21 protein-coding genes are annotated in these 24099 nt (G+C 68.2%); 8 read left to right on the top strand and 13 right to left on the bottom strand.

Translation table 11 applies throughout. The features are described from left to right. Positions 1–147: 147 nt before the first annotated feature. Both BFE01S_RS31515 and BFE01S_RS31510 read left to right on the top strand, forming a co-directional pair. On the top strand, positions 148–2517 hold the full coding sequence (locus BFE01S_RS31515) for a UvrD-helicase domain-containing protein (RefSeq protein ID WP_028228935.1): 2370 nt from the start codon (positions 148–150) through the stop codon (positions 2515–2517). A 67-nt stretch (positions 2518–2584) separates the two neighbouring features. Next, positions 2585–3361: a 5'-methylthioadenosine/adenosylhomocysteine nucleosidase gene (locus BFE01S_RS31510; RefSeq protein ID WP_156967224.1), complete on the top strand. Its 777-nt coding sequence runs from the start codon at positions 2585–2587 to the stop codon at positions 3359–3361. A gap of 4 nt (positions 3362–3365) precedes the next feature. Here BFE01S_RS31510 and BFE01S_RS31505 read toward each other — a convergent pair whose 3' ends face one another. The 5 genes from BFE01S_RS31505 to BFE01S_RS31485 all read right to left on the bottom strand — a co-directional run bounded on the left by BFE01S_RS31505 (position 3366) and on the right by BFE01S_RS31485 (position 10440). Continuing rightward, on the bottom strand, positions 3366–5264 hold the full coding sequence (locus BFE01S_RS31505; RefSeq protein WP_028228933.1) for a propionate--CoA ligase: 1899 nt from the start codon (positions 5262–5264) through the stop codon (positions 3366–3368). Positions 5265–5461: 197 nt separating this feature from the next. Then, positions 5462–6325 carry an efflux RND transporter periplasmic adaptor subunit gene (locus tag BFE01S_RS31500; RefSeq protein ID WP_028228932.1) on the bottom strand — a complete coding sequence of 288 codons (864 nt, stop codon included), beginning with the start codon at positions 6323–6325 and terminating at the stop codon, positions 5462–5464. A gap of 46 nt (positions 6326–6371) precedes the next feature. Next, complete coding sequence (locus BFE01S_RS31495) at positions 6372–6572, bottom strand: DUF1656 domain-containing protein (protein WP_028228931.1); 201 nt, start codon at positions 6570–6572, stop codon at positions 6372–6374. A gap of 10 nt (positions 6573–6582) precedes the next feature. After that, a complete protein-coding gene (locus BFE01S_RS40935) occupies positions 6583–8805 on the bottom strand; it encodes an FUSC family protein (RefSeq protein ID WP_042339205.1) in 2223 nt (740 codons plus the stop codon). Positions 8806–8826: 21 nt separating this feature from the next. Next, the gene (locus BFE01S_RS31485; RefSeq protein ID WP_028228930.1) at positions 8827–10440 is read right to left on the bottom strand and encodes an efflux transporter outer membrane subunit; all 1614 of its coding nucleotides are present in this window, start codon (positions 10438–10440) and stop codon (positions 8827–8829) included. A 156-nt stretch (positions 10441–10596) separates the two neighbouring features. On the opposite strand from BFE01S_RS31485, the gene BFE01S_RS31480 reads away from it, so the two are divergent. Continuing rightward, complete coding sequence (locus BFE01S_RS31480) at positions 10597–11538, top strand: LysR family transcriptional regulator (protein ID WP_028228929.1); 942 nt, start codon at positions 10597–10599, stop codon at positions 11536–11538. A 183-nt stretch (positions 11539–11721) separates the two neighbouring features. After that, a complete protein-coding gene (locus BFE01S_RS45205) occupies positions 11722–11886 on the top strand; it encodes a hypothetical protein (RefSeq protein ID WP_169742685.1) in 165 nt (54 codons plus the stop codon). A 13-nt stretch (positions 11887–11899) separates the two neighbouring features. Here BFE01S_RS45205 and BFE01S_RS31470 read toward each other — a convergent pair whose 3' ends face one another. From BFE01S_RS31470 to wrbA, 4 genes are all read right to left on the bottom strand, one after another. Continuing rightward, complete coding sequence (locus tag BFE01S_RS31470) at positions 11900–12721, bottom strand: metallophosphoesterase (protein WP_028228928.1); 822 nt, start codon at positions 12719–12721, stop codon at positions 11900–11902. Positions 12722–12753: 32 nt separating this feature from the next. Continuing rightward, a complete protein-coding gene (locus tag BFE01S_RS31465) occupies positions 12754–14190 on the bottom strand; it encodes an FAD-binding oxidoreductase (protein ID WP_028228927.1) in 1437 nt (478 codons plus the stop codon). Positions 14191–14408: 218 nt separating this feature from the next. After that, positions 14409–14813, bottom strand: coding sequence for a DUF2069 domain-containing protein (locus tag BFE01S_RS40930; RefSeq protein ID WP_042339203.1), 405 nt, complete (start codon positions 14811–14813; stop codon positions 14409–14411). Continuing rightward, entirely contained in the window at positions 14810–15412 is a 603-nt protein-coding gene (gene wrbA, locus BFE01S_RS31455; RefSeq protein ID WP_028228926.1) for an NAD(P)H:quinone oxidoreductase, read from the bottom strand. Before wrbA ends, BFE01S_RS40930 begins: the two co-directional genes overlap by 4 nt. Positions 15413–15501: 89 nt before the next feature. Here wrbA and BFE01S_RS31450 point away from each other — a divergent pair, with 89 nt between their 5' ends. Next, positions 15502–16818, top strand: a complete 1317-nt coding sequence (locus tag BFE01S_RS31450; RefSeq protein ID WP_174464475.1) for a YihY family inner membrane protein — start codon at positions 15502–15504, stop codon at positions 16816–16818. A gap of 73 nt (positions 16819–16891) precedes the next feature. On the opposite strand, the gene BFE01S_RS31445 is transcribed toward BFE01S_RS31450, so the two are convergent. From BFE01S_RS31445 to BFE01S_RS31435, 3 genes are all read right to left on the bottom strand, one after another. Further along, positions 16892–17212, bottom strand: coding sequence for an Mpo1-like protein (locus tag BFE01S_RS31445; RefSeq protein ID WP_028228924.1), 321 nt, complete (start codon positions 17210–17212; stop codon positions 16892–16894). A 164-nt stretch (positions 17213–17376) separates the two neighbouring features. Beyond that, positions 17377–18195 (bottom strand): alpha/beta fold hydrolase, encoded by an 819-nt coding sequence (locus BFE01S_RS31440; protein ID WP_028228923.1) that lies wholly within the window; start codon positions 18193–18195, stop codon positions 17377–17379. Beyond that, positions 18192–19529 (bottom strand): O-acetylhomoserine aminocarboxypropyltransferase, encoded by a 1338-nt coding sequence (locus BFE01S_RS31435; protein WP_028228922.1) that lies wholly within the window; start codon positions 19527–19529, stop codon positions 18192–18194. Before BFE01S_RS31435 ends, BFE01S_RS31440 begins: the two co-directional genes overlap by 4 nt. Before the next feature lie 331 nt (positions 19530–19860). Here BFE01S_RS31435 and BFE01S_RS31430 point away from each other — a divergent pair, with 331 nt between their 5' ends. The 3 genes from BFE01S_RS31430 to aroC all read left to right on the top strand — a co-directional run bounded on the left by BFE01S_RS31430 (position 19861) and on the right by aroC (position 23649). Then, the gene (locus BFE01S_RS31430) at positions 19861–20316 is read left to right on the top strand and encodes a CBS domain-containing protein (protein ID WP_028228921.1); all 456 of its coding nucleotides are present in this window, start codon (positions 19861–19863) and stop codon (positions 20314–20316) included. Between the two features lie 109 nt (positions 20317–20425). Beyond that, a complete protein-coding gene (locus BFE01S_RS31425; protein ID WP_028228920.1) occupies positions 20426–22429 on the top strand; it encodes an MFS transporter in 2004 nt (667 codons plus the stop codon). A gap of 119 nt (positions 22430–22548) precedes the next feature. Then, a complete protein-coding gene (gene aroC / locus BFE01S_RS31420) occupies positions 22549–23649 on the top strand; it encodes a chorismate synthase (RefSeq protein WP_028228919.1) in 1101 nt (366 codons plus the stop codon). Positions 23650–23739: 90 nt separating this feature from the next. Here the strand turns inward: aroC and BFE01S_RS40925 are convergent. Then, positions 23740–24099, bottom strand: a 360-nt coding sequence (locus BFE01S_RS40925) for a 4Fe-4S dicluster domain-containing protein (RefSeq protein WP_042339199.1), incomplete at its 5' end; no start/stop codon positions are given.

Raw genomic sequence — 24099 nt, 5'->3', positions numbered from 1 at the left:
CCGGCGCCGCCGCCTTGAACGCCGCCCGCGGCCCGGGGTTCCCCTGCGCGGGCGGCAGGGCGGTGAGGGGCGACTTATAATGGCGGTCGGTCCCGCACCGGCGCGCCTTGCCGCGCGCATCCCGCCTCCCTGATACCTGCGCACCCCATGCCCGACCTGCTCGCGAACCTGAATCCCGAACAACACGCCGCCGTCACGTTGCCGAACGAACCGGCGCTCATCCTGGCCGGCGCCGGCAGCGGCAAGACGCGCGTGCTGATCACGCGCATCGCATGGCTGATCCAGCAGGGCCTCGCCTCGCCGATGACGATTCTCGCCGTGACCTTCACGAACAAGGCCGCACGCGAAATGGTGGGGCGCCTGCAGGCGCTGTTGCCCATCGACACGCGCGGCATGTGGATCGGCACTTTCCACGGCCTGTGCAATCGCATGCTGCGCGCCCATTACCGCGACGCGGGCCTGCCGCAGACCTTCCAGATCCTCGATACGGCCGACCAGCTTTCGGCGATCAAGCGCCTGATGAAGGGCCTGAACGTCGACGACGAGAAGTATCCGCCGAAGAACCTGCAGTACTTCATCAACAACGCGAAGGAGCAGGGCCTGCGGCCGAAGGACGTGGACGTGACCGACGACTTCAACCGCCGGTTCGTCGAGCTCTACGAGGCCTACGACCAGCAGTGCCAGCGCGAGGGCGTGGTCGATTTCGCGGAGCTGCTGCTGCGCTGCTACGAACTGCTCGCGCACAATCCGCCGCTGCGCGCGCACTATCAGGCGCGCTTTCGCGACATCCTCGTGGACGAGTTCCAGGACACCAACAAGCTGCAGTACGCCTGGCTGAAGCTGCTGGCGGGCGCGAACAACGCGATCTTCGCCGTGGGCGACGACGACCAGTCGATCTACGCGTTCCGCGGCGCGAACGTGGGCAACATGCGCGACTTCGAGAACGAGTTCCGCGTGAAGCACATGATCAAGCTCGAGCAGAACTACCGCTCGCACGGCCATATTCTCGACGCGGCGAACCACCTGATCGCGCACAACTCGCGCCGCCTCGGCAAGAACCTGCGCACCGACGCGGGCCACGGCGAACCGGTGCGCGTCTACGAAGCCGCGACCGATTCGCAGGAGGCGGGCTGGATCATCGAGGAGATCCGCGCGCTCATCAATCAGGGCCTCGCGCGCAACGAGATTGCGGTGCTCTACCGCAGCAACGCCCAGTCGCGCACCATCGAGCACACGCTCGTGAACGCGGGCGTGCCCTACAAGGTGTATGGCGGCCTGCGCTTTTTCGAGCGCCAGGAAGTGAAGCATGCGCTCGCGTATCTGCGCCTCATCGACAACCCGAGCGACGACACCGCCTTCGCGCGCGTGGTGAATTTCCCCACGCGCGGCATCGGCGCGCGCTCGATCGAGCAGCTGGCCGACGCGGCGCGGCTCTACAACTGCTCGATGGCGGCCGCGATCCCCTACGTGACGGGCAAGGCCGGTTCGAGCCTCGCGTCGTTCGCGAACCTGATCGCGAAGATGCGCGCGGAGACGGCGCACCTGAGCCTGCCCGAGACGGTGGAGTACACGGTGCGCATGAGCGGCCTCGCCGACTTCTACCAGAACGAGCGCGAAGGCCAGGACCGGCTGGAGAACCTGCAGGAACTCGTCAACGCGGCCACGGCGTTCGTGAGCGAGGAGGGCTACGGGCTCGACACGCCCGCGCGCTCGATTCCGCTGCGCCGGGGCGCAACGGCTGCGCCCGAGATCGTCTCGGACGACGGCGAAGTGCAGGTGCTCGACGCGCCCGCGCTCACGGACCCCGCGCAGAACCCCGACGTGATGACGCCGCTGGCGGGCTTCCTCTCGCACGCGTCGCTCGAAGCCGGCGACAACCAGGCGCAGGCAGGCCAGGACGCGGTGCAGCTCATGACGGTGCATGCGGCCAAGGGCCTCGAATTCACGGCGGTGTTCATCACCGGGCTCGAAGAGGGCCTGTTCCCGCACGAGAACAGCGCGATGGAGGCCGACGGCCTCGAAGAAGAGCGCCGCCTCATGTACGTGGCGATCACGCGCGCGAAGGAGCGGCTCTATCTGTCGTTCGCGCAGAGCCGCCTGCTGCATGGCCAGACGCGCTACAACGTGCGCTCGCGCTTTTTCGACGAACTGCCGCAGGAAACGCTCAAGTGGCTCACGCCGAAGGTCGAGGCCGGCGCGCGCTGGGGCGGGCGCTCCGACAACGCGGGCTGGGGCCGCGACTGGTTCGGGCGCTCGGGCGCCGAGGGCGGCAGAAGCGCGGGCGGCCGCGACGCCTATGTTGCCGATACGGCGCCGCTGCCTTCGTTTGCGAACGAGCAGCGCGCGGCCGACGCGGGCTTTCGCGTGGGGCAGCAGGTGTTCCACACGAAATTCGGCGAAGGCACGGTCACGGCGCTGGAAGGCAGCGGCGCCGATGCGAAGGCCCAGGTCCGCTTCAAGCGTCACGGCGAGAAGTGGCTGGCGCTCGCGGTGGCCAAGCTGCAAGCGGTGGAATGAGCGCGGCCTGCGTAGCGTTTGCGGTCCTTGAAACCGGCTTCTGAAACCCACACGGAAGATTTCAGCGATGAACCCTTCGCGTCCGCTCGGCGTGCTCGCCGCGCTGCCTGAGGAACTCGGCGACCTGCTCGCGACGATGCGCGCCGAATCCGGCGTTGCCACGCGCACGTTGGGCCAGCGCGACTATCACGCCGGCACCGTGCACGGCGTGCCCTGCGTCGTGACGCTGGCGCGCATCGGCAAGGTGGCGGCAGCCGCCACCGCGAGTGCGCTGATGCACGCGTTCGACGTGGAGGCGCTCGTGTTCACCGGCGTGGCGGGCGGCGTCGGGCCGGCGGTGCGGGTGGGCGACATCGTGGTGGGCGAGACGCTGCTCCAGCACGACATGAATGCCGAGCCGCTCTTTCCGCGCTTCGAGATTCCCTTGCTCGGCCGTGCGCGCTTCGACGCCGACCGCGCGCTTTCCGCCGCGCTGGCCGATGCGTGCGAGCGTTTCGTCGCCGAAGAGGGCGCTGCGCTGGCCGGACGGTTTCAGACCGGGCATCTGCCGCGCGTGCATCGCGGGCTGGTCATCAGCGGCGATCAGTTCGTGGCGAGCGCGCAGGCCGTGGGCGCCTTGCGCGCCGCGCTGCCGGATGCATTGGCGGTGGAGATGGAAGGCGCGGCCATCGCGCAGCTGTGCCACGAATACGGCGTGCCGTGCGCCGTGGTGCGCACCATTTCCGATACCGCGGACGAACACGCGAGCACCTCGTTCACCAGCTTCCTCACCGATATCGCCGGCACGTATTCGACCGGCGTGCTCAGGCGTTTCCTCGCCGCCTACGCCGCGGCCGCGCGTTAGCGCGTTAAGACGCGCCGGCCACGGCGTCGCGCACCTGCTGGAGCGCCGACGGATCTTCGATCGTCGGCAGATCGCCCGGATCGCGCCCCTCGGCGAGCGCCGCAATCGCGCGCCGCAGCAGCTTGCCCGAGCGCGTTTTCGGCAGGAGCGCGACAAAATGCACGCGCGCGGGCCGCGCGATCGCGCCAAGCTGGCGGTCAACGGTCGCCGCAATCGCCGCTTCGAGGGTCTGCGCCGCTTGCGGGTCGGCGGCGCTCGCTGCATCGCGCAACACGACGAACGCCAGCGCGGCCTGGCCCTTCACCGCGTCGTTGACCCCCACCACGGCCACTTCCGCCACCGCCGCATGCGAGGAGATCGCCTCTTCGATCTCGCGCGTGCCGAGCCGGTGGCCCGCGACGTTGATGACGTCGTCGGTGCGGCCGAGAATCGTCACGTAGCCCTCGGCGTCCTGCACGCCCCAGTCGAAGGTCGAGTACACCTCGTGGCCGGGCACGCTCTCCCAGTAGGTCTTCACGAAGCGCGCGTCGTCGCCCCATACCGTCTGCATGCAGCCCGGCGGCAACGGGTAGCCGAGCGTGATCACGCCTTTTTCGCCCGCCGCACACAGCTCGCCCGTATGTTCGCTGCGCAGCTTCAGGTCGTAGCCGTACACCGGCACGCCGGGCGAGCCGAGCTTCTGCGGCAGGGCCTCCACGCCGCGCTGGATCGCGAGCATCGGCCAGCCGGTTTCGGTCTGCCAGTAGTTATCGACCACCGGCTTGCCGAGCGCCTGCGAAATCCACGCGGCCGTGGGTTCGTCGAGCGGCTCGCCCGCGAGAAACAGCGTGCGCAGGCTCGACAGATCGGCCGAGCGCAGCAGCGCCGGGTCCTGCTTCTTGAGCACGCGGATCGCGGTGGGCGCGGTGAACATCAGGTTGATGCCGAACTGCTCGACGAGGCGCCACCAGATGCCGCCGTCCGGGCGTATGGGCGTGCCTTCGTACATCACGGTCGTCATGCCCGCGAGAAGCGGGGCGTAGATGATGTAGCTGTGGCCCACCACCCAGCCGATATCCGAGGCCGTGAACATCGTGTCGCCCGCGCGGCCCTCGAAGATGTATTCCATCGAAGCGGCGAGCGCCACGGCGTAGCCACCCACGTCGCGCAGCACGCCTTTGGGTTTGCCGGTCGTGCCGGAGGTGTAGAGGATGTACGAGGGCTCGTTCGATTCGAGCCACACGCAGGGCACCTGCGCCTCGTAGTGCTGTTCGCGCAGCGGCTCGTAATCGACGATGTAGTTCGCCTTCAGGCGGGTGGGCGCGAGTTGCCGGTCGATCAGCAGCACGTGCGGCGGCGCGTGCTGCGCGCGCGCCATGGCTTCGTCCACGAGCGGCGCGTAGTCGATCACCTTGCCGCCGCGCGCGCCCGCGTCGGCGCTCACGATCAGCACGGGCTTCGCGTCGTCGATGCGCGCGGCGAGCGAGGGCGCGGCAAAGCCGCCGAACACCACCGAATGGATCGCGCCGAGCCGCGCGCAGGCGAGCATCGCGAACACGGCCTCGGGAATCATCGGCAGATAGATCAGCACGCGCGCGCCGCGCGTGACGCCGAGCGACTGCATCACGGCGGCCATGCGGTTCACTTCGGCATGGAGGTCGGCGTAGGTGTAGCGGCGCTCGATGCCGGTTTCGGTCGAGACATAGACGAGCGCATTCTGGGCGGCGCGCGAGGCGAGATGGCGGTCCACCGCGTTGAAGCACAGATTCGTGCGGCCGCCGCAGAACCAGCGCGCGAACGGCGGGTTCGAACGGTCGAGCACGGCGTCGAACGGCGTTTCCCAGTGGATGCGCGCGGCCTCGCGGCGCCAGAAGTCCTCGGGGTGGGCGATCGATTCGCGGTGAAAGTCGCGGTAACGGCTCATGATGGCGTTCCTCCCTGGCGGTCGGCGGTGTGGGGCCGGACCCCGCAGCATAGTGCAGCGCAATGGACGCGGACAACGCGGGTTCTCCATGATGCCGCGCTTTGCGCCGCTGCTGTGTGGCGCCGGCTGCGGTACCGGCTTTTCGGGGAGGTTTCGCAGGGAGGCGCGCGCAGGGCGGCTCGCGGTTCGCGGCGCGCTCAGGCCCCGGGCTTCACCACCACGGTGCAGGTCGTGCCGGCGGAGAGGATCATGTCGTCGGGCACCTTGTCGATATGGATGCGCACCGGCACGCGCTGCGCGAGGCGCACCCAGTTGAAGGTGGGGTTCACGTCGGCGAGGAGTTCGCGGCTTTGCGGGTTGTCGCGGTCGTAGATGCCGCGCGAAATGCTCTCCACGTGGCCTTCCAGCGTGCCGCCGCTCATCAGCTTGATCTCGGCCTTGTTGCCGATCTTCACGCGCGGCAGCTTGGTTTCCTCGAAGTAGCCGTAGACCCAGAACGAGTGGCTGTCCACCACGGCGAGCTTGGCCTGGCCGCCAGTCGCGTAGTCGCCCTTGAACACCTGCAGGTTCGTCACGTAGCCGTCCACGGGCGAGATCACGCGCGTGCGTTCGAGGTTGAGCTTCGCGGCGTCGAGCGCGGCGAGCGCCTGCTCGTACTGCGCCTGGGCGGAATTTGCCGTATGCGAGGCGTTTTCGCGGCTTTCCTGCGAGACGACGAGGCTGTCCATGTCGGCGCGGCGCTTCGCGTCGTCAAGGCGCATGGTGAGCTCGGCCTTGCGCGCGGCCACGGCGGCCTGGGCCTGCTCCACGGCGATCTGGTAATGCGACGGGTCGATCTGCATGAGCAGGTCGCCCTTGTGCACGAACTGGTTGTCGTGCACGGGCAGATCGACCACGGCGCCCGAGACGTCGGCGGCGATGTTGACCACGTCGGCGCGCACGCGGCCGTCGCGCGTCCACGGCTCGTCCATGTAGTGGACCCAGAGCACGCGCCCGGCCGCAATGGCGGCGACGAAGATGAGGGCCGTTGCGATAAAGCCAATGATGTTTCGGAGTGTCATGATTCTTCGAATCCGGTTCAACGATAGCGAGCGATATCCGTCGGTATCAACGATAAACAGCGAGTCCGAGCGCGCAGCTCACGATCACGAGCAGGCTCACGCGGAAGAGCGAGGGGTGCCACACCACGCGGTACAGGCCCGTGCGGGCGAGCAGCGAGTCGAGCACCCAGGTGATCGCGGCGCTCAGGATGAAGAGCAGCACGATCGCGGGAATGTAGGCGTCGAGGAACGCGACGTCACGAGGCATGGTGAGCTCCTCAGGTTGCGGGCACGGCGCCCGGATGCGCGCCCTCGGGGTCCGCACAGGCCGCGAGCGGCGACTGCGGGTCGATGAGCGCGGTGCGGATGAAATGCAGATGGCTCAGGATGCGCTGGAGCCGATGGCGCTCTTCGCGCGTCGCGTCGAACTGCAGCATGCCCTGGGCCGCTTCGATCGCGGCGCCTGTGGCGGCGAGCGCCGCTGCGTAGCGCTTCGCGGCCGGGCGCTCGAACAGGGCGCTCACGGACTTGAGCGCGGCGTCGATCGCCGCGCGCCACGCCGTGCTCTTCGCATAGCGCGGGTGCGCGGGCAGCGCGGCGAGTTCGTGGCGCAGGTCGATGGCCGCATTGCCGACTTCGAGCGTGGAAAAGAGCCAGCGCAGCGTGTCGCGGCGCAAGGCCTGATCGTTGCCGGCCAGCGCGCTCAACTGGAACACGAGGTCGCGCGCGCCGCTCTCGAAGCGGTTGCGCAAACCCGCAAGGCGCGCGCGGCACGCCTGCACGGCCGCGCCGCGCAGCTCGGCCAGCAGCAGCGTGCGCAGCCACTTCGCGGAGGTCGGCAGGAACACGGCGAACGCTGCGGCCGTGGCGATCATCGACATCGCGAGCGCGAGCGCGTCGTTCATGTAGCTGTCCGGGTTGTACTGCATGACGTTGTCCGGGCCGGCGAGGAAACACAGGAAAATGCAGTAGCCCATGCCGTAGCCCGCGTACTGCGGGCGCGTCGTGAGGAACACGCCGAACGCGAGCGCCGGCGCGAGCGCGACGCACAGCATCGGAAAGCCGTCGATGTGCGGAAACACGCCGAACACGAGGACCATGCCCACGAGCGACGCGAGGATCGTGCCGACCGCCATCTGGCTCGACATGCGCGCGGGCTGCGGCGCGGACGACGCGAGCGCGCAGGTGGCCGCGGCGGTGAGCACGAGGGTTGCGCCGCTCGGCCACGCCGTCGCGATCCAGAATGCGCCGAGCAGCCCCATGACGGTCGCCGCGCGCAGGCCCGCGACCCCTGCCGCGATCCAGCTCGTTTTCGGCACGTAGCGCGCCAGCCATTTTTCGCGCGAGTGCGTATCGACGGCGAGCGACGCGTAGGTGGCCGTGTACTCGTGCATCTCGTGCACGAAGCGGTAGAAGAGCTCCGTTGCGGTGTCGAAGTCGAGCAGGTTCGCGGCGCTTTCGGCCGCGCCGGTTTGCGCGAGTCGTGCTTCGAGCCCGGCGCGGGTTTCGCGCACGCGCGCGGGCAGCGTCGCGCGGTAGGCGTCGAGCTGGCTCGCCACGTGCGCCGCGTCGGCCGCCGTGAGCACCGGCTCGCCGGCCTTGGCGAAGAGCGGGGCGATCTCGCGGAAGTACGGCTCAAGGGCATCGACCGTGGCCGAGGCGCCGTCGTGGCGCAGCCGGTTCATCAACTGGTGCAGCGCGTGAAAGCGGGTGGAGGCGCTCATGAACTCGGTGTTCAGGCGCGCGATGCGCGCCGAGCGCATGCGGGCGTCGGGCGTTTCGAACACGGCCATGCTGCGGCTCGCCTCCAGTCCGACGACGTCGGCCACGAAGCGCGCATTGGTTGATTCGATCTGCGAACGATCGACGTTGCCTGCGAGCGACGCCGAAATGTAATCGACGAACGACGAGAAGCGCCGCCGCACGCTCGCGCGCAGCAGCTCGCCCGTGTACTGCGGAAACACCACGGCGCTCACGAAGCCCGAGGCCAGAATGCCGATCGAGATTTCGCACACGCGCGTCATGGCCGACATGAACGCGCCGTCCGGATGCTGCGAGGCCGGAATGCCGATCAGCGCGGCCGTATAGCCCGCGAGCACGAAGCCGTACGAGCGGAAGTTGCGGTTGCGCGCCGCGCCCGCGGTGCAGATGCCGACCCACAGCGCCGTGGAGGCGATGAAAAGTTCGGGCTGCTGGGCGAACAGGCCGATCAGCGCGAGCATCACGACGAGGCCGACCAGCGTGCCGCAGAGCCGGTAGAAGCTCTTGGCGAACACCGGCCCGCTTTGCGGCTGCATGACGATGAAAACCGTGGTCATGGCCGTGCGCGGCTGCGGCAGGTCGAGCTTCATCGCCACGCCGAGCGCGAGGAGCGCCGCGGCGATGGCCTTGAAGAGATAGATCCAGACGAGGCCGTCCGTGCGCGCCCAGTCGGAGAGCGCCGCGAACCAGGCGAGGAGGCGCTGGCTGCCCGGCTGCGTGGGAGAGGAGGGGGCTTGCATGGCCGCTGCCTTGGTTTAGCGTTAGTTGAGCGCGCCAGCCGCGCGGTCCCCGCTTGCGGGCTGCGCGTTGGCGCTGGCCGAGGCGGCGGAGCGGGGCGCGAGCAGCGCGGCGGGCGCGAGCGGGATGTCGCGGGTCTTCTTGCCGTGGGCGGGCAGTTGCTCGGCGTCGGTGGGCGTCGCGACGGCAGGGTCCGCCGCATCGATCGCGCCGCCGCCGAGCGCGGCCGCGAGCGTCGCCTGCGCGGTGAGGCGCGCGGCCTGGATGCGCGCGACGCCTTCCTGCGCGCGCAGCAGTTGCGTCTGCGCGATCAGCACGTTCACGTAGTCGGTGAGGCCGCGCCGGTAGCCTTCCTCGGACAGATCGAAGTTGCGCTGCGCCACTGCCACCGAGCGGTGCGCATCGTCCTCCTGGGTGGCGAGCGAGCGCATGCGCACGACTTCGTCGGCGATTTCCTTGAGCGCGGTGACGATCGTCTGGTTGTACTGATCGACGGCGATGTCGTAGGCCGCCGACTGCGCGCCGAGCTGCGAGCGCAGGCGGCCGCCGTCGAAGATCGGCAGCGAGAGGGCGGGGCCCGCGTTATAGCTGCCGCTCATCGACTTGAGGAACTGGAAGAGCGGTCCCGCGGCCGCGTAGCCGCCCATCGAAACGAGCAGGTTTACGTTCGGATAGAAGTCGGCCCTGGCCACGTCGATACCGCGGGCCTGCGCGGCCACGGTCCAGCGCGCCGCGACGACGTCGGGGCGATGGCCGATCAGCTCGGCGGGCAGCGCCGAGGGCAGGCCGGCCGGGCTCGCGAGCGAGAGCGCGGGCCGCGCGATCGCTTCGCCGGCGCCCGGGCCCTTGCCCGCGAGCGCGGCGAGCTGATTCTTGCCGAGTGCGATTTCCTCTTCGAGCGCGTCGATCTGGCGCTCGTATTCGGGCAGCGGCGTTTGCGCCTGGCTCACGTCGAGCTGCGTGCCGAGGCCGCCCGCGAGGCGCCGCTGGGCAAGCGCGAGTACCTTCTGCTGTTCGGCGAGCGTCTGCTTCGCGATGTCGAGCAGCGCGTAGTTCATCGAAAGCGCGATATAGGCGCGCGTGACGTTCACTTCGAGTTCGAGCTGCGCGGCGCGCGCGTCGGCGGCGCTGGCGTGTGCGAGGTCGAGCGCGCGTTCGGCGTTGTTCTTGTCCTGGCCCCAGAGGTCGAGGTGGTACGAGAGGCCGAGCGAGGCCGTGTTGTTCCAGGTGTCGGCGCCGGCGAGCGGCCCCGGGCCGTAATACACGTTGTCGGACCAGTGCTGGCGCTGGACCGACAGGTTGCCGCTCACCTGCGGCAGCAGCCCGGCCTCGGCCACGCCCGCCATCGAGCGCGCTTCGCGCACGCGCGCCTGCGCGGCCGCGAGCGACGGATTGCCCGCGATCGCGGCGTCGATCCACGCGTCGAGCTGCGCATCGTTGTAGCTTTTCCACCAGTCGCTGGCGGGCCACTGCGCGTCCGTATTGGCCGCGCGGATGGCCGATCCGGCGTCGAGCCGGGCGGCGTCGGCCTGCTTGTCTTGCGGTGCAACCCCTCCGGTACTGGCGCAGCCCGCGATTATCAACGAGAACGTAAGAACCGTGAGCGCGGCGAGTCCTTTCGGTACCGGAGACTGCACGATTTACTCCTTTTCCTGGCTATAGATTAATGTCAGGCATTATATTTTTCGATCGATTCCTGAATAACCGGTAAGGATGCAAGGGATTTTTACGGATTCTGTGATAATCGATCTTGCAAAATATGTAACAATGCCTCCGACATCACGAGGAAGGCTATGGATACGCTCCAAAACATGCGGGTATTCGTGCGGGTGGTCGAAGCGGGGAGCTTCACGGGCGCCGCGCAGCACCTGAATACGACGACGGCTTACGCTTCGCGGGCCGTCTCGGATCTGGAGGCGCATCTGCGCACGCGTCTTTTGAACCGCACGACGCGCCGCATCGCGCTGACCGAGGCCGGCGAGCGCTACCTGCAGCGCTGCGAGCAGATCCTCGCGTATGTGGACCAGGCGGAAGCCGAGGCCGGCGACGCGCACGCGCGGCCCTCGGGCAAGCTCAAGGTCTATTCGATGACGAGCTTCGGCCAGCACTATGTGGTGCCGGCGGTGGGGCGCTATCAGCAGCTTTATCCGGAGGTGAGCGTCGAACTCACGCTGGCCGCCCAGCGCATGCCGGATCTGCTCGACGAAGGCTACGACATCGCCCTCATGCTCGCGACCGATCTGCCCGACTCGGGCTTCGTCTCGCAGCGCATTGCGAGCACGTTCAGCATTGCCTGTGCTTCGCCCGCCTATCTGGAGCGGCGCGGCGTGCCGCAAAAGCCCGCGGATCTCGAGGCGCACGCGTGCCTGCAGATGGTGACGCCGGTGTTCCCCACGGCGCAATGGCGCTTTACCGGGCCGGAAGGCGAGCAGAACGTCGACCTCGGCGCTGCGACGTTTCAGGTCAACGTGGCGGAGGCGCTGGCGGTGGCCATCCGCGAGGGCATGGGGATCGGGCTCCTGCCGATCTATTCGGCCATCAGCGGGCTGCGCAGCGGCGAGCTCGTGTGGATCCTGCCCGAATACCGTTCGCAGGAGATGAACCTCTACGCGATGTATCCGTCGCGCCAGTATCTCGATGCGAAGATCCGCACGTGGATCGAACTGCTGCGCGAGACCTTGCCGGCCACGTTCGCCACCGACCAGGCCGAGTTGCGCCAGTTCGCGCGGACCTGAGGCGACACCTCGGGCTGCACGTCGGGCTGAACCTCAGCCGGCGTCTCGGGCCGCAGCGGGTTGTGACAGGCTGTTACACCTGCGGCGGATCGCAACACTTCCTTACGCCTCGGCGCGCGGCGCTTTGCTAACGTAGCGAAACACTTTTGCTAACGTTCAATTCGCCAGACCCCGAGGATTTCCATGGATACGCATCTGATGATCGGCATCGCCGTGATGATGGGCCTGATCGGCATCGCGGCATCGCGCGACCTGCTGCGCATGCGCCGCGCGCAGCTTCAGCCGGTGTCGCTGCGCGTGCAGCGCGAGAACGGCGCCGCCGGTCGCTCGCGCGGCGGGCTGGGTTGAGCCCGCTGCCGCCTCAATCCCCAGGTTCCGCCACCTCCACCACCTTGTCCCACGCAAACGCCCCGTTCTCCGGCACGCCGGTGCGCCGGTCGCGGTAGCCGCGCGGATTGCACACCACGCGCGTGCCGTTGACGGTGTAATCGAAGCTCGTATGCGTGTGCCCGTGCAGCCAGAGCGCCACGGGCGGCCGCACGAGCGCATCCAGATCGCTCACGAAGCCTCCTGATGCCAGGTCGTTCGCATAGCGTGCCGCGAGGCTCAGCCGGTGCGGCGCGTGATGCGTGACGACGATCGTCTTGCCCGCGAAGGGCTTCGCCAGTTCCGTTTTCAGCCAGGCCAGTGCGTGGGCGTGAAGCGCGAGCGAATCCTGCGGCGTGAAGTCCCGCGCGAGCGCGGCGGGGCTGTCGGGCCACGAGACCTGGATCAGGCCGCGAAAATCGAGCATCACGCGCTCGGCCGCGGCGATGGCATCGCCGCGGGCTGAATCGTCGGCGCCGAAGAGCGCGAAGTCCGCCCAGAGCGTCGTGCCGAGCACGCGCCAGCGTCCCGCCTCGTCGGTCAGGACTGCGTTGTTCAGGAAGTGCACGTTGTCGAGCGTGGAGGCCGCGTCGTGCATCGCGGCTTCGAGCGCGCCGAACTCGCCGTCGTAGTACTCGTGATTGCCCGGCACATAAACCACCGGCACCTGCGGATCGAAGGTTTGCGCCGCCCAGCGCAGACCGAGCGCATGGTTGTGGATGTCGCCTGCCAGCACGACGAGATCGGCATCGGCGTGCGGGATCGTGTCCGGCTCGTCGTTTTCCAGATGCAGATCGGACAGCACGCGGATTTTCACGCTGGGGTCTCCTGTCGATGCCGGGTGGCGCCTTAGCGCAGCACCTTGCCCGGATTCATCAGATTGAGCGGATCGAGCGCGGCCTTGATCGCGTGCATCAGCTTCAGCTCGACGGCGCTCTTGTAGTGCGCCGCTTCCTCCACCTTCAATTGCCCGAGGCCGTGCTCCGCGCTGATCGTGCCGCGATGCCGATGCACGCTGTCGTACACGATGCGGTTCAAGGTTTTCTCGTTTTCCGCAAGGAAACGTTTCGGGTCGCCGCCTTCGGGGGCCTGCACGTTGTAGTGCAGATTGCCGTCGCCCAGATGGCCGAAGGTGACCATGCGCGCACCCGGCACGGCGCGGGCGATTCCGGCATCGGTCTCCTCGATGAAATGGCCGATGCGCGAGATCGGCACGCCGATATCGTGCTTCACGTTCAGCCCTTCCTGCGCCTGGGCGAGCGGAATGTGCTCGCGGATATGCCAGAACGCCTGCGACTGCGCGAGGCTTTCGGCCACCACGGCGTCTTCCACGAGCCCTTCGTCGAGCGCCGCTTCCATGAGACGCTCGAAGAGCGCGCGTGCGTGTTCTTCGCTTTCGTTGTCCGAGAGTTCGAGCAGCACGACTTGCGCATGGCGCGTCTGGAACGGGTAGCGCAACTGCGGGAAATGCCGGCCGACGAGCTGCATGCAGAAGTCCGACATCAGTTCGAAGCCGGTGAGGAGCGGCCCCGCATAGCGCTGCGCGAGCGCGAGGAAATCGAGCGCGGCATGCGCCGAGCCGAGCGCCGCCAGCGCGGTGACGCGCGCGGCCGGCTGCGGATGCAGCTTCATGACCGCGGCCGTAATCACGCCAAGCGTGCCTTCCGCGCCGATGAAGAGATCGCGCAGGTCGTAGCCCGTGTTGTCCTTGCGCAGTCCGCGCAGCCCGTCCCAAACCTCGCCTTGCGGCGTGACGACTTCGAGGCCGAGGCAGAGCTCGCGCGTATTGCCGTAGCGCAGGACGGCGGTGCCGCCCGCGTTGGTCGAAAGATTGCCGCCGAGTGTGCAACTGCCCTCGGCGGCGAGCGAGAGCGGGAAGAGACGTCCCGCATCGGCCGCGCGCGCCTGGACTTCGGCGAGTATCACGCCGGCTTCCGCCGTGATGGTGTTGTTGTGCGCATCGATCTCGCGCACGCGGTTCAGGCGGCGCAGGCTCAGCACGGCTTGCTCGCCCGAAGCGTCGGGCGTCGCGCCGCCCGCAAGGCCGGTGTTGCCGCCTTGCGGCACGAGCGCTACCCGATGGGCGTGCGCGAGCTTCACGACGGCGGCCACCCCGGCGGTGTCGGCCGGGCAGAGCACGGCGCACGCGGCACCCTGGTAGCGCTTGCGCCAGTCGGCCACGTAGGGGGCGGTGTCGTGCGCGTCGGTCAGCACATGTTGGGCGCCGATGGCTTCGGCGCAGGCGGCGAGGAAGGCGGAACGGGTATCGGGGCGGGCCTGGCTCATGATCTTTGGGGCTATCCGCGGGCGCGGGGCGGCGCGCGAATCGCGGGCTGGCAACTATCGGTTGGGAGAAAGAATCAGTGTGACACGGTGCGCTGGCAAGCGGGGCGCCGGCGGGCAGGCAGGCGCCGTGCCGATGCGCTTTCAGGCGCGCTCGGGTGCTGCGGGGCGCTCGATGTGCCGCTGCATGGGTTGCTTCATTGGCAGCTTTGTCGCCTGCTTCATGCCGCCTCGCGCTTCGCACGCCGCGCCGCACGCTTGAACGGCGCGACGTACGCGAGCGCGCAGGCAAAGAAACCCAGCGCGAGCACGACTTCGATCCAGCCTAGCCGGTTTTCCGGCGCCGGGTCGCTCATGCCACGCACGATGCCTTCGGCGAAATACAGCAGCACGAGCATCGACGCCCATTGCAGCGTATAGATGCGGCGGCGCAGCACGCCCGGCAGCGCGATGGCGAGCGGCAGCGCCTTGAGCACGAGCGCACTGCCGCCCGGCCGCAGCGGCGCGAGCCGCCATTCCCAGGCGAGGCAGAAGAGCGCGAGCGCGGCGAGCGTGACGAAAGCGCCGAGCGCGGCCGCGCGATTGCCGGTGACGGGCGGCGGCGAAGCGGGCCGGGGTGCGTTCACGGCCGCCCGGTCAGCGCGAGCGCCGCGCGCGCGAGCCGCGCGCCCAGCGCGAACGCAAGCGCCTTTTCCTCGGCGACGAGCCCGTGCCCGCGGCCATCCGCGCGCGCGTGATGCGATGCGCCGTAGGGCGTGCCGCCGCCTTGCGTGGTGGAGAGCGCGGTTTCGGTATAGGGGATGCCGACGAGCAGCATGCCGTGATGCAGGAGCGGCAGCATCATCGAGAGCAGGGTGCTTTCCTGGCCGCCGTGCAGGCTGCCGGTCGAGGTGAACACGCAGGCCGGCTTACCCGCGAGCGCGCCCGAGAGCCATTGCGGCGTGGTGCCGTCGAGAAAGTATTTGAGCGGCGCCGCCATGTTGCCGAAGCGCGTGGGCGAGCCGAGCGCGAGGCCCGCGCATTCTTCGAGGTCGCGCGGTTCGGCGTAGGGCGGTCCGTCGTCGGGAATGTCGGGCTGGGTGGCCTCGCAGACGGCCGAGACCGCCGGCACGGTGCGCACGCGCGCCTCGGCGCCGGGGACGCTGTCGATGCCCTGGGCAATGGCGCGCGCGAGTTCGAGCGTCGCGCCGTGCCGGCTGTAATAGAGCACAAGAATGGGTTTCATCGGACCTCGTCGGTGGACGGGATATTATAGGGGCTGGGTTGGCCGCGCCTGTTGGTTCACGCGGCGCATCGTTTCGGGAAGGCAGGCTGATGGACGTGTTGTCGAGGGTTCGTTTCGATCTGGACGGGGTCCGGCGTCTTGCGCGCTTCGCCGCGCGGCGCAGCCGCGAGGACCGCATTCCGCAGGTGGCGGGCAGCCTCACGTTCACCACGATGCTCTCGCTCGTGCCGCTCGCGACGGTGGCGTTCGCGCTCTTCACGGCGTTCCCGATCTTCGCCTCGTTCCAGAACTCGCTGCAGGGCTTTCTCGCCGATCACCTGATGCCGGCGCAGATCAACAGCCAGATTTTCAAGTATCTCAACCAGTTCGCGTCGAAGGCCAAGGGCCTCACTACGATGGGCATGATCGTGCTGTTCGTCACCTCGGTGATGACGATGATGACCGTCGAATCCTCGTTCAACGTGATCTGGCGCGTGCGCAAGCCGCGGCCCTTCGCGCAGCGCGTGCTGGTGTACTGGGCGATCCTCACGCTCGGGCCGATCCTGATTGGCGTGAGCCTGTCGATTTCGTCGTATCTCTTTACACGCTCGCTCGCGCTCGCCACGGAGCAGCACGTTTCGATGGTGTTCGACTGGGCGCTCGTGGGCGCCACGCTACCGCTCACCGCGCTCGCGTTCACGATGCTCTACGTGTATCTGCCGAACTGCCGCGTGCAATGGCGCGACGCCGTGGTGGGCGGGATTGCCGCGGCCGTCGCCTTCGAACTGGCCAAGCGCGGCTTTGGCTACTACGTGCGGCGCATTCCCACCTATACCGCCGTGTACGGCGCGTTCGCGGCTGCGCCGATGTTCCTGCTGTGGATGTATCTGAGCTGGATCATCACGCTCATGGGCGCGATGATCACCTCGGCGTTGCCGGAGATACGCACGGGGCGCTTCGACCGGCCGCGCTTTCCGGGCAGCGACCTGCTCGATGCGCTCGAACTGCTTGCGCGGCTGGCCGACGCGCGCGATGCGGGCCAGCCGGGTTTGACGGCGGAGGAGCTTGCGCAATTGCTCAGACGCGATCTCGCGACCGTCACGCGGCTCACGAACGACATGGAGGACGACGAACTGGTGGCGCGCCTCGAAAGCGACGGCGCGAAGCCGCGTTTCCTGCTGGTCGCGAACCCGGCGCGGATCACGGTGGCGAGCTTGTTCGGGCGCTTCGTGATCGACCGCAAGGAACTGGCGTATCAGTTGCAGGTGAAGTCGAGCGGGATCGATGCGGATACGCTGCTCAGCGCGCTCGACAACGAGAAGCTGGGCGTTTCGCTGGCCACGCTGCTGGCCGCGCGGCGCGCTCACGCGGCTGCCGCCGAGGACGCGGCGCAGTCGCACGCGCCGCTGCCGCATCTGTCGGCTTGAGGCCCAGGGCCTGGCGCCTTCCTGGGGCCTCGGGCGCGCGACGCGAGCGGCCGACCTTGGACGGCCCGCGCAGCTAGAGCGAAATCTTCCCGCGGCAAATATCGGAGAACATCACCCAGTCGCCCATCAGGCTGTAGATGGGATGGCGGAAGGTGGCGGGCCGGTTCTTCTCGAACGCGAAATGGCCGATCCAGGCAAACCCGTAGCCGCAGACGATGGCGGCCGGCAGCCACAGCCAGTCGCCGGTGGCAATCGCCATGGCGATGCAGCCGATCACGCCCAGCGACCCGATGAAATGCAGCCGCCGCGACGTGCGGTTCGCGTGCTCGCTCAGATAGAACGGGTAGAACTCCGCGAAATTCGCGAAGTGCCCGGTGTGGGTGGTGTGGTTCATTGTCTCCCCCTTTTGCGCGACAGCCTGCCTCGCGCGCTGTCCGGACACCGTGCCCGGGTCCGTGGACAACCCCATTCTCCAGCGATCCGCCAGGCGGCGCAACCCGGTTTCCGGACATCCGGCGCGGCCGGACGGGGGCGGTCCCGAGCCCCCGCAGCGGCGCGCTAGCGCGCCTTCGCGAACGCGTACAGCGCGTCGAGCGTCGCGTCCGGTTGCTCGGTCATCAGCGCGTGGCCCGCGTCGAGCGTCACCGTATCCACGCTCACATCCGCCGCGCCCAGCGCATCGGCAAGCGCGCGCGCGGCGCGCGGCGGCGTCATCGCGTCGCGCTGGCCCACGACGAGCCGCACGGGGCAGCGCACCTTCGCCGCGCTCGCGAGGCCGTCCGCGTAGTCGTTGCACGCCGCGAAATCGGTGTGGAACAGTTGCGGCGCGCCGCGGGCCGACACCCGCTCCATGAGCCGCTGGTTCGTGCCGCGCAGCCAGAAGCCGGGGCCGGGGCTCGACGGCTTCGCCGCAAGCGTGGAATGCGACCACTGGTTCACCATCGCAATGGCTTCCGGTTCGCGCTCGCGGGCGGCTTCGAGCAGCGCCGGCGAGACCGCCATCGGAAACGCCGTGGCGAGCAGCGCAATGCACCGCGCGCGCTCCGGATGGCGCGCCGCGAATTCGAGCGCGACCAGCGAGCCCATGCTGTGCCCGGCAACGAAGGCCGCCGGCACGTGCAGCGCATCGAGGAGCGCCGCGAGCCAGTCGGCGAGCGCGCCGATGCTCGCGAGCGCGGGGCCGGCGCTGCGCATGTGGCCGGGCAGATCGACGGCGAGCACGCTGAAGCCGTGATGGGCGAAGTAGCGCGACTGCAGGCCCCACACGCTGTGATCGTGCTCCGCGCCATGCACGAACACGGCCACGGGCAGCGCCGGATCGAACGGCCGGCCGCCGGTATAGGCATAGGCCGCCTTGCCTTGCACCTCGACGATCATGACGCCTCCTTGCCGGCTGCCTTCGCCTGCGTGGCGGGCGCCTGCTGCGACACCTTTTGTGACACCTTCAGCGCGCGCTTGAGATCGTCGATGAGATCGTCCGGGTCTTCGAGGCCGATGGACAGCCGGATCGTCCCTTCCGCGATGCCGGCGGCGGCCAGCGCGGCCGCGTCCATGCGGAAATGCGTGGTGGAGGCGGGGTGGATCACGAGCGAGCGCGCGTCGCCCACGTTCGCGAGATGCGAGAACAGCGCGAGCGATTCGATGAAGCGCTTGCCGGCCTCGCGGCCGCCCTTCAGGTTGAAGCTGAACACGGCGCCGGCGCCGCGCGGCAGAAGCCGTTGCGCGAGCGCGTGATCGGGATGGTCCGGCAGTTCGGGATACGCGACCGACTCCACCGCCTCGCTGGCCACCAGAAACGCCACCACGCGCCGCGTATTCGCGATATGCCGTTCCATGCGCAGCGGCAGCGTTTCGATGCCCTGCAGAAGCTGCCACGCGGCCTGCGGATGCAGGCACGCGCCGAAGTCGCGCAGCCCCTCGCGGCGCGCCCGCAGCAGGAAGGGCGCGACCGTGCTCTCCTCGGCGAAAACCATGCCGTGAAAGCCCGCGTAAGGTTCCGTGAACTCGGGAAAGCGCCCCGACGCGTCGAAATCGAACGTGCCGCCGTCCACCAGCACGCCGCCGATGGTCGTGCCATGGCCGCCGAGGAATTTCGTCGCCGAGTGATAGACGAAGTCCGCGCCGTGCTCGAACGGACGCAGCAGGTAGGGCGTGGTGAAGGTCGAATCGACGAGGAGCGGCACCTTGTGCGCGTGCGCGATCTGCGCGACGGCGGCGATATCGAGCACGTCGAGCCCCGGGTTGCCGAGCGTTTCGCCGAACAACAGCCGCGTGTTCGGCCGCAGCGCGGCGCGCCAGGCGTCGAGGTCGCACGGTTTCACGAAGGTCGTTTCGATGCCGAAGCGCCGCAGCGTGTAGTGCAGCAGGTTGTGCGAGCCGCCGTAGAGCGCCGCCGAGGCGACGATATGCGAGCCCGCCCCCATCAGCGTGGCGATGGCCAGATGCAGCGCCGCCTGGCCGCTCGCGGTGCCGATCGCGCCCGCGCCGCTTTCGAGCGCCGCGACGCGTTCCTCGAAGACGGCCACCGTGGGGTTCGAGATGCGCGAATAGACGTGGCCGGCGCGCTCCATGTTGAAGAGCGCGGCGGCGTGGTCGGTATCGCGGAAGCTGAACGAGGTGGTCTGGTAGATCGGCGTCGCCCGGGCGCCCGTAGCGGGGTCGGGGGCCGCGCCGGCGTGCAGCGCGAGCGTGTCGAATCGGGTGTCTGGCATGGTGGCGGCGGCGCCGGTGCCGAACCGGCGTCATATCTGGAGTGGGGGCAATCGTATAACAGCGCCTGCCGCCTGCGAAAGCACCCGTGCGCCCGGCCGCCTTATCCGGCCGGACAGGGCCGCTGCGCCCGGCGCTCCGTCAGAGCGGTTTTTCGTGCCGGATGCCCGTGCGGCGCGGCTTTTCGGCGCGCGGCGGGACTTGATCCCTGCTTTCCCTGGTTGCTTTCCCCGGGTTGCTTTCTTTTTGGTGACCTTTCCGCTAGGATCGAAAACAGGTAGGCATCTTTCCAGCATCTCCCCCCATACGACGCGGCATTTCAGGAGACACATCATGCGCGTGAGCGACATTCTCAAGGTCAAGGGCAACGTGCTCTTCACCGTCACGCCCGACACGGCACTGCAGGACGCCGTCAATACCATGGCCGAGCACGACATCGGCTCGCTCGTCGTGATGGAGTACGGCGACCTCGTCGGCATGCTGACGTTTCGCGAAGTCATCCTCACGCTGCGCAAGAACGGCGGCAACGTCGGCACTTCGACGATCCGCAAGGTCATGGACGACCACCCCATCACCTGCACGCCCGAAACGGATGTCAACGAGGTGCGCCGCATGATGCTCGAGCACCACGTGCGTTATCTGCCGGTGATGGAGAGCCGCGCGCTGATGGGCGTGATCTCGTTCTACGACGTCGCGAAGGCCGTGGTGGAAGAGCAGGGCTTCGAAAACCGTCTGCTCAAGGCCTATATTCGCGACTGGCCCGAAGAGGACCGTCAGCCGGCGCGTTGAGCCGTCTTTCCTCCAGTCTGAAAAAGCGCGCGTCCGGCGCGCTTTTTCGCGTCTGGCTTGCCTGGTTTGCGCGGACTTCCGCACTGCCTGCCCGATTTCATTCCCTCCGATGAACGATCGCCCGATCCCCGCCGTTGAACACGCTTCGCGCGAGCACGACGGCCACGCCTCGCATTCGCAGTTCGCGCTCCTCGGCGAGCGCCGCTTCGCGCCGTTTTTCTGGACGCAGTTTCTCGGCGCGATGAACGACAACGTGTTCAAGATCGGCTTCACGTCGCTCGTCACGTACCAGGCCGCGCGTTTTTCGGGCGTCGATCCGAAGACCGTTGCGTTCCTCATCTCGGCCATCTTCATCGCGCCGTTCGTGCTTTTTTCCGCCACCTCGGGCCAGGTCGCCGACAAGTACGACAAGGCCACGCTCATGCGCTGGGTCAAGACCTTCGAGATCGCGGTGATGCTGATCGGCGCCGCGGGTTTCGGGCTGCACAGCGTGATGCTGCTCTATACCTGCACGTTTCTGATGGGCGTGCATTCGGCCGTGTTCGGGCCGGTGAAATACGCCTATCTGCCGCAGAAGCTGCGCGCCGACGAGCTCGTCGGCGGCAACGGGCTCGTGGAGATGGGCACCTTCGTTGCGATCCTCGTGGGGACGATACTGGGCGGCGTGGCGGCCGGCCTCGGTGCGAGCGGCGTTGCAGACGCTGCGGGTGTCGCCCGCGCCGCGCAGGCGGGCGGCGCGCCGGCCGGCGCGGTGTGGCTCGGCGGCATCTGCGTGACTGTCGCGCTTGTCGGGCGCGTGGCCTCGGCGTTCGTGCCGCCTTGCGCGCCTTCTCAGCCCGGCCTCGCCATCAACTGGAATCCGTTTTCCGAAACCTGGCGCAACCTGCGCCTCGCGCGCGGCAACCGCACGGTGTTTCTGAGCCTGCTCGGCATCTCGTGGCTGTGGTTCGTGGGCGCGACCTTCCTCGCCTCGTTTTTCAACTTCGCGAAAGACGTGCTTTCGGCCGACCCCGACGTCGTCACCGTGCTGCTCGCCATGTTCTCGCTCGGCATCGGCATCGGCTCGCTGCTGTGCGAGCGGCTCTCGCGGCGGCGCATCGAGATCGGGCTCGTGCCGCTCGGCTCGATCGGCATGAGCGTGTTCGGCATCGACCTGTTCTTCGCGAGCCACGCCGTGCCCGCCGCTTCGCATCTGCTCACGGTGGGCGAGTTCCTGCGCGTGGGCGCGCACTGGCGCGTGCTGGCGGACCTGTTCCTGCTCGCGATGTTCGGCGGCTTCTACAGCGTGCCGCTCTATGCGCTGATCCAGAGCCGCAGCGAGCCGAGCCATCGCGCGCGCATCATCGCCGCGAACAACATTCTCAACGCGTTCTTCATGATCGTTTCCGCGCTGATGGCCATGGCGCTCAGCAAGGCGGGCGTGGGCATTCCGGGCATCTTCCTCACGACCGCGCTGCTCAACATCGTGGTGGCGGGCTACATCTACGCGCTCGTGCCGGAGTTCCTGCTGCGCTTTCTCGCCTGGGTGCTCATCCGCACCGTGTACCGGATCAAGCTCCTGAACGTCGAACGCATTCCGGCCGAAGGGCCGGCCGTGCTGGTCTGCAATCACGTGAGCTACGTCGATGCGATCGTCGTCATGGCCGAAAGCCCGCGGCCGATCCGCTTCGTGATGGATTACCGCATCTTCCGGCATCCGCTTTTCGGCTGGGTGTTCCGCCACGCGAAGGCGATTCCGGTCGCCCCCGCGCACGAGGACCCCGGCATGCTCGAAGCCGCCTACGACGCCTGCGCCGAGGCGCTGACCGAGGGCGATCTCGTGTGCATTTTTCCCGAGGGCAAGCTCACGCGCACCGGCGACATCAATCCGTTCCGCCATGGCGTGATCGAGATACTGCGCCGCTCGCCCGTGACCGTCGTGCCGATGGCGCTGCGCGGGCTGTGGGGCAGCATGTTTTCGCGCGGGGCGGATTCGGGCCGGCCTCAGGAGAACCGGCGGCGCGGCCTGACGAACCGGCTCACGCTCGCGGTGGGCGAGCCGTTCGCGCCCGGCGAGGCGACGCTCGACGGGTTGCAGGCCGCGGTTGCCGCGCTGCGCGGCGCGCGGCGCTGAAACGGGGGTGGGGCGCCGGGGTTGGGGCGCAGGGGGCGCCCGCTCGATCCGGCACCGGGGCGACGGCCCGCGCGGGCTGGCATAATGGAGAATTCCCCGATTCACTTTGGACGACCGCCATGTCCGGCAACACGCTCGGTACGCTTTTCACCGTCACCACCTTCGGCGAATCCCACGGGCCGGCCATCGGCTGCGTCATCGACGGCTGCCCGCCGGGCATGGCGCTCGCGGAAGCCGACATCCAGCTCGAGCTGGACCGCCGCCGCCCCGGCACGTCGCGCCACGTCACGCAGCGCCAGGAAGAGGACAAGGTCGAGATTCTCTCGGGGGTGTTCGAAGGCACGACCACCGGCACGCCCATCGCGCTCCTGATCCGCAACACCGACCAGCGCAGCAAGGACTACGGCAACATCGTCGAGACCTTCCGCCCGGGCCATGCCGACTATACCTACTGGCAGAAGTACGGCATCCGCGACTATCGCGGCGGCGGGCGTTCGTCGGCGCGCCTCACGGCGCCTACCGTCGCGGCCGGCGCCGTGGCGAAGAAGTGGCTGCGCGAGCGCTTTGGCGTGGAGGTGCGCGGCTACATGGCGGCGCTCGGCGAAATCGACGTGCCTTTCGTGGACTGGCAGCACGTGCCCGCCAACCCGTTCTTTGCGCCGAATGCGCAGATCGTCCCGCAACTCGAAGCCTACATGGACGCGCTGCGCAAGGACGGCGATTCGATCGGCGCGCGCATCAACGTGGTGGCGTCGGGCGTGCCGGTGGGCTGGGGCGAGCCGCTCTTCGACCGCCTCGATGCCGACATCGCGCACGCCATGATGGGCATCAATGCGGTGAAGGGCGTCGAGATCGGGGCGGGCTTCGCGAGCATCGCGCAGCGCGGCTCGGTGCACGGCGACGAACTCACGCCGAACGGCTTCCACGGCAATCATGCGGGCGGCGTGCTCGGCGGCATTTCGACGGGGCAGGACATTACCGTGTCGATCGCCATCAAGCCGACCTCGAGCATCCGCACGCCGCGCCGCTCGATCGACAAGGCCGGCGTGCCGGCGACGGTGGAGACCTTCGGGCGCCACGATCCGTGCGTGGGCATCCGCGCGACGCCGATCGCCGAGGCCATGCTCGCGCTGGTGCTGATCGATCACGCGCTGCGCCATCGCGCGCAGTGCGGCGATGTGGTGGTCGGCACACCGAAGATTGCGGCCAGCGATCTCTGATCGGTCTGCGAATCGGTCTGCGAATCGGTTGTAGACGCAACAAAGAAAAAACCGCTTCGTTTGAAGCGGTTTTTTTATGTGTTGCCGATCTTACATGTTCGGATAATTCGGCCCACCGCCGCCTTCGGGCGTGACCCACACGATGTTCTGCGTCGGGTCCTTGATGTCGCAGGTCTTGCAGTGCACGCAGTTCTGCGCGTTGATCTGCAGCCGGTCGCTGCCGTCGTCGTTCTTCACGAACTCGTACACCGCCGCCGGGCAGAAACGCCCTTCCGGGCCCGCATAGGTGCGCAGGTTCACGTCCACCGGCACCGTGGGGTCCTTCAGCGTCAGGTGCGCCGGCTGGTTTTCCTCGTGGTTCGTATTGGAAATGAACACCGAAGAAAGACGGTCGAACGTGAGCTTGCCGTCCGGCTTCGGGTACTCAATCGGCTTGCACTGCGAAGCGGG

This window comes from Paraburkholderia ferrariae NBRC 106233 (assembly GCF_000685035.1).
GTDB classification, from domain to species: domain Bacteria; phylum Pseudomonadota; class Gammaproteobacteria; order Burkholderiales; family Burkholderiaceae; genus Paraburkholderia; species Paraburkholderia ferrariae.
The sequence above is the reverse complement of the archived record's forward strand: the minus strand, read 5'-3'. Positions and strand labels throughout refer to the sequence as shown.